Genomic DNA, 11953 nt, shown 5'->3' with positions numbered 1-11953 from the left:
CCTTTAAAACCGCTGGAGAAAACATGACATCGCAATTCGGCCCTTCCTACGTGCGCGCGATCGCGCCTTATATTGCCGGCAAGCCGATTTCGGAAGTGGCGCGTGAATTCGGACTGAACGAAGCGGACATCGTGAAGCTCGCGTCGAATGAAAATCCGCTCGGCATCCCTGAGTCGGCCAAGCTCGCGATGGCGCAAGCCATGCAGGAACTCGGCCGTTATCCGGACGCGAACGGTTTCGACCTGAAGGCCGCGTTGAGCGAACGTCACGGCGTGCCGCCGGAATGGATCACGCTGGGCAACGGCAGCAATGACATCCTCGAAATCGCCGCGCATGCGTTCGTCGAGAAGGGACAGTCGATTGTCTACGCGCAATACTCGTTCGCGGTGTATGCGCTTGCCACGCAGGGTCTGGGCGCGCGTGCGATTGTCGTGCCGGCCGTGAAGTACGGTCACGATCTTGAAGCGATGCTCGCCGCCATCGCCGACGACACGCGTCTCGTGTTCGTTGCGAATCCGAACAATCCGACGGGCACGTTTATCGACGGTCGGACGCTTGAAGCGTTCATTGCACGCGTGCCGCGTCACGTGGCGATCGTGCTGGACGAGGCGTACACGGAATACCTGTCGAAGAGCAAGCGCTACGATTCCATCGAATGGGTGCGTCGTTATCCGAATCTGCTCGTGTCGCGGACATTTTCAAAGGCGTTCGGGCTGGCTGGACTGCGCGTGGGTTTCGCCATTGCGCAACCGGAGCAAACCGATCTGCTGAATCGCCTGCGCCAGCCGTTCAACGTGAATTCGCTGGCGCAAGCCGCCGCGATTGCCGCGTTGAAGGACACCGCGTTCCTGGCGAAGAGCGCCGAGATCAACGCGGCGGGGTATCGTCGGCTGACGGAAGCCTTCGACAAACTCGGCCTGGAATATGTCCCGTCCGATGGCAACTTCGTGATGGTGCGCGTAGGTAATGACGACGCCGCCGGGCAGCGCGTGAATCTCTCGTTGCTCAAGCAAGGCGTGATCGTGCGGCCAGTCGCCAACTACGGTTTGTTGCCATGGCTGCGTGTCACGATCGGCTTGCCGGAAGAGAACGACGCGTTTATCGCGGCGCTCGAAAAGTCGTTGGCGGCAACTGCCTGATTGTTTCTGTTTCGGCCATGCGTTTCTATTTTCTAGAAATGCACGGATTGTTTCGATTGTTCACCCTCGCGCCGAAAGGCGCGTTTTCATCGATGTCTCGTGGCCGCGTTCTCTTTCAATAAAATCGTCATTTTTGGTGTCGGCCTGATCGGCGGCTCACTCGCGCGCGCTTTGCGCGAACGGGCTGGCGCGACGGGTGAAGTCGTGGGCGTCGGGCGCTCGATCAAGACCGTCGAGCGTGCGCGGGAACTTGGCGTAATCGATTCGGCCGTGTTTCTCGACGACGACCGCGCGCTCGAACTCGCGCTGCGTGGCGCCGACTTCGTGCTGGTCGCCGCGCCGGTTGCGCAAACCGAGCCGCTGCTGCGGCGGATTGCCCCGTTTCTGGACACCAGCACCATCGTGACCGATGCTGGCAGCACAAAAAATGACGTTGTCGCGGCCGCGCGTGCAGCGCTGGGCGAGCGCGTTGCGCAATTTGTGCCGGGCCATCCGATCGCCGGCCGGGAATCAAGTGGTCCCGATGCCGCCATCCCTGATCTTTACGTTGACCGTAATGTCGTGCTGTGTCCGTTGCCGGAGAACTCGCCGGAAGTCGTGGAGCGCGTTGCTGATATGTGGCTCGCGACCGGCGCAATCGTGCATCGAATGACGGCCGAGCAGCACGACAGCGTCCTCGCGTCGGTGAGCCATTTGCCGCACGTGTTGTCGTTCGCGCTGGTCGAGATGATTCTGCAAGCGCCGGATGCAGCGCTGAAGTTTTCGTTCGCCGCCGGCGGGTTCCGCGATTTCACGCGGATCGCGGCGTCAAGTCCGGAAATGTGGCGCGACATATGCATCGCGAACCGGGCAGCGCTGCTGAGCGAAATCGATGCTTATACCAACGTGCTGGCGCGTTTTCGCCGGGCTATCGACACCTCCGACGGCGCCGCGCTCGAAGCTGCCTTCGAACGCTCGCGCACGGCGCGGACCGTTTGGCAACACGGCGGCGCGATCAAAGCCGCCGACGATTCCGCACAATAGCTAACTGGAACTGACTCATGGAACACCTCGATCTCGGACCTTTTTCGCGTGCGTCCGGCACGGTCCGGCTGCCCGGATCGAAGAGCATTTCAAACCGCGTCCTGCTGCTCGCCGCGCTGGCTGAGGGCGAAACGGTGATCACGAACCTGCTCGATTCCGATGACACCCGCGTGATGCTCGCGGCGCTCAATACATTGGGCGTCGAGGTGCAAAACGATGGCGAACGCTGTGTCGTGAAAGGCACCGGCGGCCGTTTTCCGGTGAAATCGGCGGAGCTTTTTCTTGGCAACGCGGGCACCGCGGTGCGTCCGCTCACCGCCGCGTTAGCGTTGAACGGCGGTGAATATCGCGTGCATGGCGTGCCGCGCATGCACGAACGGCCGATCGGCGATCTCGTCAATGGCTTGCGTCAGATTGGCGCGAAGATCGATTACGAAGCGAATGACGGTTTTCCGCCGCTGCGGATTCATCCGGCCGACATTGCCGTCGATCAACCGATCCGCGTGCGTGGCGATGTCTCCAGCCAGTTCCTGACCGCGTTGCTGATGAGCTTGCCGTTGGCGCAGAAATCGCGCGGCCCGATTGTTGTGGAAGTGGATGGCGAGCTGATTTCGAAGCCGTATATCGACATCACGATCAAGCTGATGGAGCGTTTCGGCCTGACCGTCGAACGCGACGGCTGGAAGAGTTTTACGCTGCCAGCCGGCGCGCGCTATGCGTCGCCGGGAACCATTGCAGTGGAAGGCGATGCGTCGTCGGCGTCGTATTTCCTCGCGGCCGGCGCGCTGGGCGGTGGTCCGCTGCGCGTGGAGGGCGTGGGCCGTGCGAGCATTCAGGGTGACGTGAATTTCGCCGATGCGCTGATCCGCATGGGCGCGAACGTCATGCTGGGCGATGACTGGATCGAAGTGCGCGGTGTGGAATCCGACGACGGCAAGCTGATGGCCATCGACATGGATTTCAACCTGATCCCCGATGCCGCCATGACCATTGCCGTCGCCGCGCTGTTCGCGACCGGCACGACCACGCTGCGCAATATTGCGAGCTGGCGCGTGAAGGAAACGGACCGGATTGCCGCGATGGCGACCGAGTTGCGCAAGGTCGGCGCGACGGTCGAGGAGGGCGAGGACTACCTGATCGTCACGCCGCCGGCCGCGTTGACGCCGAATGCCGCTATCGACACTTATGACGACCACCGCATGGCCATGTGTTTTTCGCTCGTGAGCCTTGGGGGCGTGCCGGTGCGCATCAATGACCCGAAATGCGTCGGCAAGACCTTCCCGGATTACTTCGAGCAATTCGCCAAGCTCGCGAAGGCCCGATGACCATGACCAATATAACCACAGCGATGAAAGCCCCGACCCCGCGCGCAGCCACCCGCCGATCCGGACGCCTCCGATGAAACACATTCGTCCGTTTCACCAGACTCCGGTTATCACCATCGATGGCCCGACGGCTTCGGGCAAAGGCACGGTCGCCGCGCTGGTTGCCGCCACGCTAGGCTTCCATTTACTCGATAGCGGCGCGCTGTACCGGCTCACCGCGCTCGCGAGCGCGCGCTACAACATCGATCCCGAGGACGGCGACGCGCTCGCTGAACTCGTCGCGGAACTCCACATCACGTTCCGGGAAGGCTGTGCGCAGCTCGACGGCGTGGATGTATCGACGGAAATTCGTGCCGAGGAAATCGGCAACCGGGCTTCAGCGATTGCTGTTCACGGCCAGGTTAGGACAGCGCTGATTGCGCGCCAGCGGGCGTTCCGCAAGCTTCCGGGGCTGGTGGCCGACGGCCGCGACATGGGCACCGTCATTTTTCCCGATGCAACGCTCAAGGTGTTTCTCACGGCCAGCGTTGAAGCGCGGGCCGCGCGGCGGCATAAGCAATTGATACAAAAAGGCTTTTCTGCTAATATGGAAGACTTGCTGCGAGATTTGCGCGAGCGGGACGCACGGGACAGCAATCGTGTAGCCGCGCCGCTCAAGCCTGCAGTGGACGCGAAGACGCTGGACACCTCCGGGCTATCCATCGACCAGGCGGTCGATCAGATCATCGGTTGGTTTAATGCGATTCACGTGTAGTTCGTTGCAATTGTTGGAAAAAGCCGACATTTCGAAGGCTTTGTTTTGGAGCTCCATGAGAAACATGGAGCGTGTTTTAACCCCTCAACCCCGTGTGGCGTTCGCCTTTTTTGTCATCGGCCCGAACAGTTCGGGCAGGCATCGCGAAGCAGCTGCGCAACTATAGATTTTTATGTCCGACCTGCAAACATCTACCCCGATTACCGAATCTTTTGCGGCTCTGTTCGAAGAGTCGTTGACCAAGCAGGACATGCGTGCGGGTGAAGTTATTTCCGCCGAAGTCGTGCGCGTCGACCACAATTTCGTGGTTGTCAACGCTGGTCTCAAGTCCGAAGCCTACATCCCGCTCGAAGAGTTCCTGAACGACGCGGGCGAGGTAGAAGTGCAGGCGGGCGACTTTGTTTCCGTGGCTATTGACGCCCTGGAAAATGGTTATGGCGACACAATCCTGTCGCGCGACAAGGCGAAGCGTCTGGCTTCGTGGCTGTCGCTGGAAAAAGCGCTGGACAACAACGAACTCGTGACCGGCACGATCACGGGCAAGGTCAAGGGCGGCATGACCGTCATGGTCAACGGCATTCGCGCGTTCCTGCCGGGTTCGCTGGTTGACACGCGTCCGGTCAAGGACACGACTCCGTACGAAGGCAAGACCCTCGAATTCCGCGTGATCAAGCTTGACCGCAAGCGTAACAACGTCGTGTTGTCGCGCCGCGCTGTGATCGAAGCTACCCAAGGCGAAGAGCGCGCAAAGCTGCTCGAAACGCTGAAGGAAGGCGCGATCGTGGAAGGCGTGGTCAAGAACATCACGGACTACGGCGCATTCGTGGACCTCGGCGGTATCGACGGCCTGCTGCACATCACGGACATCGCATGGCGTCGTGTGCGTCACCCGAGCGAAGTGCTGTCGGTTGGCCAGGAAGTTACTGCAAAGATCCTCAAGTTCGACCAAGAGAAGAACCGCGTTTCGCTGGGTATCAAGCAACTCGGCGACGACCCGTGGGAAGGCATTTCCCGCCGTTACCCGTCGGGCACGCGCCTGTTCGGTAAGGTTACCAACATCACCGACTACGGCGCATTCGTGGAAGTGGAATCGGGCATCGAAGGCCTGGTTCACGTGTCGGAAATGGACTGGACGAACAAGAACGTTGCACCGTCGAAGGTTGTGCAACTCGGCGACGAAGTCGAAGTCATGGTTCTCGAAATCGACGAAGACCGCCGCCGTATCAGCCTCGGCATGAAGCAGTGCAAGCCGAACCCGTGGGACGACTTCAGCCGCAACTTCAAGAAGGGCGACAAGCTGGAAGGCGCCATCAAGTCGATCACCGACTTCGGCGTGTTCATCGGTTTGCCGGGCGGCATCGACGGTCTGGTTCACCTCTCGGACCTGTCGTGGAGCGAAACGGGCGAAGAAGCTGTTCGCAAGTACAAGAAGGGCGACGAAGTCCAGGCTATCGTTCTGGGCATCGATGTCGAGAAGGAACGCATTTCGCTGGGTATCAAGCAACTCGAAGGCGATCCGTTCAGCAACTTCGTGGCAATGAACGACAAGGGCGCGACGGTTGACGGCGTGGTCAAGTCGGTTGACGCGAAGGGTGCAGTCGTGACGTTGACGGCGGACGTGGAAGGTTATCTGCGCGCGTCGGAAATCGCTCAGGACCGCGTGGAAGATGCTCGCAACGTGCTGAAGGAAGGCGACAAGGTCAACGCAATGATCATCAACATCGATCGCAAGTCGCGTGGCATCAACCTGTCGATCAAGGCCAAGGATTCGGCTGAACAGCAGGAAGCAATCCGTGGTCTGGCTTCGGCTGATTCGAGCACGGCTGCAACCGGCACGACGAACCTTGGCGCGCTGTTGAAAGCCAAGCTCGACGGCCAGAACGGCTAAGCCGCAAGGTATTGCTGCAGCATGACCAAATCGGAATTGGTCGCCCAACTGGCGCTGCGATTTCCGCAACTTGTTCTTAAAGATGCGGATTTCGCGGTGAAGACGATGCTCGATGCGATGTCGGATGCTTTGGCCAATGGCCATCGCATCGAAATTCGCGGCTTCGGCAGTTTTGGCCTCAATCGTCGTCCATCACGCGTTGGACGCAATCCCAAGTCGGGGGAGAAGGTGGAGGTACCGGAGAAATTCGTACCGCACTTCAAGCCCGGCAAGGAGTTGCGCGAACGGGTAGACGGTCGCGCGGGCGAGCCGCTGAAACAGTTGAACGGACCGGATAGTGACGAAGACGACGATGTTTAAGCGGCGTCCGAGTTCATCCCGTATCAAGCCGATCTCAGCCAGAGGCAAATGACCGAAAAAAGCACCCGCGAGGGTGCTTTTTTTTGCCCTGGCCGGACGCACGTCAACGGCGCTACCTTTGTGCACGCTCGTTCGCCACTGTCTCCTTTCGCGTCACCATAAGACAGTAAACCCCCCGCAAACGTCCTGCTGATCGGCCTATCGTCCAAGCCGTTGCGCATTGCCTCATACGCTTCAATTACAATACCGGACGCCAATGATCAAGGACAGCGTGGCCCGCGCTTTGCGTCCCTCGTGGATATCGGTGTTGCACCCGCCGCCCACGTTACGTCCTGCGTCGTTCCGCTATTGTCGCCAAAGAGACCCTTATGAAATTTTTTGTTTGGCTGATCCGTGTACTGGTTTTCGTGCTCCTGCTCGTGCTGGCGTTGGCCAATACGCAGAGCGCGACGCTCAATTTTCTCGCCGGCTATTTCTGGCAGGCGCCGCTGATCCTGATCGGCCTGGCGTTTTTTGTTGTCGGCCTGGTTGCTGGACTGCTCTCGTCGCTGCCGTCGTTGTTTCGCCTGCGGATGGAAAATGCCCGGCTCAAACGCGAACTGCGCGTGGCGCGCGATGCGCCCGTCGTACCGATGGAACCGCCTATGCCGCCGCTGATCTGACGGGTCGCGCGTTGCCTGGCCCCGCGGTGGGTGCCCATTTCCGGCATTCTGCGCTGGTCCTTAACCCTTTCCAAGAATTCGCATGGATCTAGACTTCTGGTGGCTGCTTGTCATTCCGGTCGCGTTCGCTCTCGGCTGGATGGCATCGCGCTATGACCTGAAAACGCTGCTGTCCGAAAACGCGAATCTGCCGCGCTCGTATTTTCGCGGCCTCAATTTCCTGCTGAACGAACAACACGACAAGGCCATCGACGCCTTTATCGAAGTTGCGAAGCTCGATCCTGAAACCATCGAATTGCACTTTGCGCTCGGTAACCTGTTTCGCCGCCGCGGTGAGACGGACCGGGCCATTCGCGTGCACCAAAACCTGCTGAGCCGCGCTGATCTGCCAGTCGCCGAACGCGATCACGCGCTGTTCGAACTCGGCCAGGATTTCCTGAAGGCGGGTCTGCTGGATCGCGCCGAGGAAACGTTCCGGTCGCTCGAAGCGGGCGAATATGCGCTCGGCGCGCAACGGGCGTTGCTGACTATCTACGAGATCGAGAAGGACTGGAACAAGTCGATCGCAACCGCCGGCCGGATCCAGGAAATGGGCGCGGCGACCCTTGAAAAGGAAGTCGCCCAGTTCCATTGCGAGCTCGCGCAAGAAGCGCTGCAGCGCAAGAATCCGGCAGACGCCCGCGCGGAACTGAAGCTCGCGCTCGCGGCCAATCCCGAGAATGTGCGCGCGACCATTCTAGTGGGCGACGTGGATGCCGCCGGTGGCGATCTGGAAGCGGCCATCGTGTGCTGGCGTCGCGTGGAAGGGCAGAATGCGGCCTATCTGCCCCTGGTGGCCGAAAAACTGGTCCAGGCTTATGAACAACTCGGCCGTACGGCTGAAGGCGTCGATTTGCTGGTCGACTACGTGAATCGTTATCCGTCGAACGATCTGCTGGACGTGGCGTTCAAGCACGTCGCGCAATTGCGCGGAATGGACGCGGCCCACGCGCTGGCGCGGCACCAGATGCAGACATCGCCGAATGTCGCCGGCATGACGCGGCTGCTGGAAGCGCAAGTGGCTACGGCCGAGGAACCGCGTCGCAGCGAACTCGAACTGATGCGCACGCTCGTGAAGCAGCGGACCAAGAACCTGCCGCGCTACACGTGCCAGAATTGCGGTTTCCGCGCGCGTCTTTTTTACTGGCAATGTCCTGGCTGTAGCGGCTGGGAAACCTATGCGCCACGCCGCGTCGAGCCGATCACCGCATCCGTCTGAACGCGGATTGCGCAATCCACGGACTGACCGCGGCCCGCGTGGCCCGGACCGCTCAGGACGCACAACCTTTGACGCGATCGGACTCCGCGGCTGTTTTAGCCTGATCCTTCGACAATTACCGGTCTCTCCGGAACGCTTATGAAAATATCCATCATCGGGACGGGCTACGTCGGACTAGTGACCGGCGCGTGCCTCGCTGAAATTGGCAACGACGTGCTCTGCCTGGACGTCGATGCACGCAAGATCGACATCCTCAATAACGGCGGCGTGCCGATTCACGAACCGGGTTTGCACGAGATTCTGAAACGTACGCGTGCTGCCGGCCGCATCCGTTTTTCCACGAATATCCAGGAAAGCGTCGAGCACGGTGAGATCCAGTTCATCGCCGTGGGAACGCCGCCGGACGAAGATGGTTCCGCCGACTTGCAGTACGTGCTCGAGGCCGCGCGCAACATCGGGCGTTATGCAAACGGCTTCAAGGTGATCGTCGATAAATCGACGGTCCCGGTCGGCACAGCCCAGCACGTGCGCAACGTAGTCGAGCAGGAACTGAAGGCGCGCGGAATCCAGCCGACGGGGAAGCACGGGTTTTCGGTTCTATCGAATCCGGAGTTCCTGAAGGAAGGGGCGGCTGTCGACGACTTCATGCGTCCCGACCGCATCGTGCTCGGCGTAGATGACGATGAAGCCGGCCAGATCGCCCGCGAGAAGATCAAGCGCCTCTACGGGCCGTTCAACCGCAACCACGATCGCACGCTCTATATGGACGTGCGTTCGGCCGAATTCACGAAGTACGCGGCGAACGCCATGCTCGCCACGCGTATCTCGTTCATGAACGATTTGTCGAATCTCGCCGATGCCGTGGGTGCGGATATCGAAGCGGTGCGTCGCGGTATTGGCTCGGATCCGCGTATCGGGTACCACTTCCTGTATGCCGGTTGCGGCTACGGCGGGTCGTGTTTCCCGAAGGACGTGCAGGCGTTGGCGCAGACGGCGCGTGAGAACGGGCATCGGTTGCGGATTCTCGAAGCCGTGGAAGAAGTGAACGATCTGCAAAAGGAAGTGCTTGTCGGCAAGATCACGAAGCGCATGGGTGAAGACTTGCGCGGCCGCACGTTTGCCGTGTGGGGCCTGGCGTTCAAGCCGAATACCGACGACATGCGCGAGGCGTCGAGCCGCCGGCTGATTGGCGCGCTGCTCGAACGCGGCGCCACGGTGCGCGCTTATGACCCTGTGGCGCTGGCGGAAAGCCGCCGCGTATTTGCGCTCGATCTCGCCGATAAACCGCAGCAACTCGAACGCCTGCATTTCGTCGATTCACAAAAGGACGCGTTGCCCGGCGCGGACGCCCTCGTCATCGTGACCGAGTGGAAGGAATTCAAGAGCCCGGATTTCGCGCATTTGAAGAGCGAGCTCAAAATACCGGTCATTTTCGATGGCCGCAACCTGTACGAACCGGAAGCGATGGCGGAACTCGGCATCGACTATTTTGCAATAGGACGTCCCCATGTCGAACTCCCTGTCGCCTGACGCAGCGGTGCCTGCAATCGCTGCACACGCTCCCGTTCCACCGGTTCCGCGTGCGCGCATTGCGGCGGCACGTGTGCTGGTGGTCGGCGATGTGATGCTCGACCGCTACTGGTTCGGCGATGTGAACCGCATCTCCCCGGAAGCGCCCGTGCCCGTCGTGCATGTGCAGCGCCAGGAAGACCGGCTTGGCGGCGCGGCGAACGTGGCGCGCAACGCGGCCGCGCTGGGCGCGCGGGCGGGCCTGCTGTGCGTGGTCGGACACGACGAGCCGGGTGAACGCATTGTGGAATTGCTGGGCGAGAGCCGGGTCACTGCGTTCCTCGAGCGCGATCCCGAATTGCTCACCACCATCAAGCTTCGCGTGTTGTCGCGGCAGCAACAACTGTTGCGGGTCGACTTCGAAAATACGCCGACTCACGAAGTCCTGAGCGCATGCCTGGCCCGGTTTGGGACGCTCTTGCCGCAACATGACGTGATCCTGATGTCGGATTACGCGAAGGGCGGCCTGACGCATGTGACGCAAATGATTGCGGACGCGAAGCGGGCTGGCAAACCGGTGCTGGTCGATCCGAAGGGCGACGACTGGGATCGGTATCGCGGCGCCACGCTGATCACGCCGAACCGCGCGGAGTTGCGCGAAGTGATTGGGCGCTGGAGCTCGGAAGAAGATTTGCTTGCACGGGTCACGGCGCTGCGCGAATCGCTCGATCTCGGTGCGTTGCTGCTGACGCGATCGGAGGAGGGCATGACGCTTTTCACCGCCGGCCAAGTGGTCCACACGCAGGCCGATGCGCGCGAAGTGTATGATGTTTCGGGTGCCGGCGACACGGTCATTGCAACCGTTGCAACTATGCTGGGTGCGGGTGTGCCGCTGGTCGACTGTATCGCTTACGCCAACCGTGCGGCGGGAATTGTCGTCGGGAAGCTGGGTACGGCGACCGTTGACTACAACGAACTTTTCGCCCTGACATCACCATGACAATTATTGTTACCGGCGCGGCCGGGTTTATCGGCAGCAACATCGTGAAGGCGCTCAACGAGCGTGGCGAACGGCGTGTGATCGCCGTCGACAACCTCACGCGCGCCGACAAGTTCAAGAACCTGGTCGATTGCGAAGTCGACGATTACCTCGACAAGACCGAATTCGTCGCGCGCTTTAAACGCGGTGATTTCGGCAAGGTCAGGGCGATTTTCCATGAAGGCGCGTGTTCGGACACGATGGAAACCGACGGCCGCTACATGATGGACAACAACTTCCGCTATAGCCGTGACGTGCTGGACACGTGCCTGGAGCAGGGCGTGCAGTTCCTGTATGCATCGTCGGCGGCAGTGTATGGCGGATCGAGCGAATTCGTGGAACGTCGGGATGTCGAAAAGCCGTTGAACGTGTACGGCTATTCAAAATTCCTCTTCGATCAGATCGTGCGCCAGATCTTGCCGAAAGCGCGTACCCAGATTGCTGGGTTCCGCTATTTCAACGTGTACGGGCAGCGCGAGGATCACAAGGGACGCATGGCGTCTGTTGCGTTCCATAACTTCAACCAGTTCCGCGCCGAGGGCAAGGTCAAGCTGTTCGGCGAATACAACGGGTATGGTGCGGGCGAGCAGACGCGCGATTTCGTGTCCGTTGAAGATGTGACGAAGGTCAACCTGCACTTCTTCGATCATCCGGAGACGTCGGGCATTTTCAACCTTGGAACGGGGCGCGCGCAGCCGTTCAACGACATTGCGTCGACGGTGGTGAACTCGTTGCGCGCAATTGACGGCGAAGCGCCGTTGTCTCTGTCGGAGTTGGTGCAGCGTGGCTTGATTGAGTACATTCCGTTTCCCGACGCGTTGCGCGGCAAGTACCAGTGCTTCACTCAGGCCGATCAGTCGAAGTTGCGCGAGGCAGGGTATGACGCGGCGTTCCTGACGGTTCAGGAAGGTGTCAACAGATACGTGCGTTGGCTGTTCGGTCAGCTGTAAAAGCACCTGCCGTTTTCTTACACTGGGTCTCCCGGTCAGCGATCAT

11 protein-coding genes are annotated in these 11953 nt (G+C 60.5%); all 11 read left to right on the top strand.

Features of this window, described 5'->3' with window-relative positions:
* Window positions 1-23: 23 nt before the first annotated feature.
* The 11 genes from hisC to rfaD all read left to right on the top strand — a co-directional run bounded on the left by hisC (window position 24) and on the right by rfaD (window position 11907).
* Window positions 24-1139, top strand: a complete 1116-nt coding sequence (hisC, locus tag ACSQ36_RS14095; protein ID WP_436182328.1) for a histidinol-phosphate transaminase — start codon at window positions 24-26, stop codon at window positions 1137-1139.
* 99 nt (window positions 1140-1238) lie between these two features.
* Window positions 1239-2162, top strand: coding sequence for a prephenate dehydrogenase (locus ACSQ36_RS14090; protein WP_436182327.1), 924 nt, complete (start codon window positions 1239-1241; stop codon window positions 2160-2162).
* A 17-nt stretch (window positions 2163-2179) separates the two neighbouring features.
* The gene (aroA, locus tag ACSQ36_RS14085; RefSeq protein WP_436182326.1) at window positions 2180-3487 is read left to right on the top strand and encodes a 3-phosphoshikimate 1-carboxyvinyltransferase; all 1308 of its coding nucleotides are present in this window, start codon (window positions 2180-2182) and stop codon (window positions 3485-3487) included.
* A 73-nt stretch (window positions 3488-3560) separates the two neighbouring features.
* Window positions 3561-4241 (top strand): (d)CMP kinase, encoded by a 681-nt coding sequence (cmk, locus tag ACSQ36_RS14080; RefSeq protein WP_213768315.1) that lies wholly within the window; start codon window positions 3561-3563, stop codon window positions 4239-4241.
* Between the two features lie 172 nt (window positions 4242-4413).
* Window positions 4414-6129, top strand: coding sequence for a 30S ribosomal protein S1 (rpsA, locus tag ACSQ36_RS14075; protein ID WP_031361047.1), 1716 nt, complete (start codon window positions 4414-4416; stop codon window positions 6127-6129).
* A 21-nt stretch (window positions 6130-6150) separates the two neighbouring features.
* Window positions 6151-6489 carry an integration host factor subunit beta gene (locus tag ACSQ36_RS14070; protein ID WP_213768314.1) on the top strand — a complete coding sequence of 113 codons (339 nt, stop codon included), beginning with the start codon at window positions 6151-6153 and terminating at the stop codon, window positions 6487-6489.
* 368 nt (window positions 6490-6857) lie between these two features.
* Window positions 6858-7151 carry a LapA family protein gene (locus ACSQ36_RS14065; protein WP_213768313.1) on the top strand — a complete coding sequence of 98 codons (294 nt, stop codon included), beginning with the start codon at window positions 6858-6860 and terminating at the stop codon, window positions 7149-7151.
* Window positions 7152-7233: 82 nt separating this feature from the next.
* Window positions 7234-8409: a lipopolysaccharide assembly protein LapB gene (gene lapB, locus ACSQ36_RS14060; protein WP_436182325.1), complete on the top strand. Its 1176-nt coding sequence runs from the start codon at window positions 7234-7236 to the stop codon at window positions 8407-8409.
* 138 nt (window positions 8410-8547) lie between these two features.
* Window positions 8548-9939: a UDP-glucose dehydrogenase family protein gene (locus ACSQ36_RS14055; protein ID WP_436182324.1), complete on the top strand. Its 1392-nt coding sequence runs from the start codon at window positions 8548-8550 to the stop codon at window positions 9937-9939.
* Entirely contained in the window at window positions 9917-10918 is a 1002-nt protein-coding gene (rfaE1, locus tag ACSQ36_RS14050) for a D-glycero-beta-D-manno-heptose-7-phosphate kinase (RefSeq protein ID WP_436182323.1), read from the top strand. Before ACSQ36_RS14055 ends, rfaE1 begins: the two co-directional genes overlap by 23 nt.
* Entirely contained in the window at window positions 10915-11907 is a 993-nt protein-coding gene (gene rfaD / locus ACSQ36_RS14045; protein ID WP_436182322.1) for an ADP-glyceromanno-heptose 6-epimerase, read from the top strand. Before rfaE1 ends, rfaD begins: the two co-directional genes overlap by 4 nt.
* The last annotated feature ends 46 nt before the right edge of the window (window positions 11908-11953 follow it).

The organism is Caballeronia sp. LjRoot34 (genome assembly GCF_964253815.1).
Classification (GTDB): Bacteria; Pseudomonadota; Gammaproteobacteria; order Burkholderiales; family Burkholderiaceae; genus Caballeronia.
This window is presented reverse-complemented; position numbering and strand designations above follow the sequence as displayed.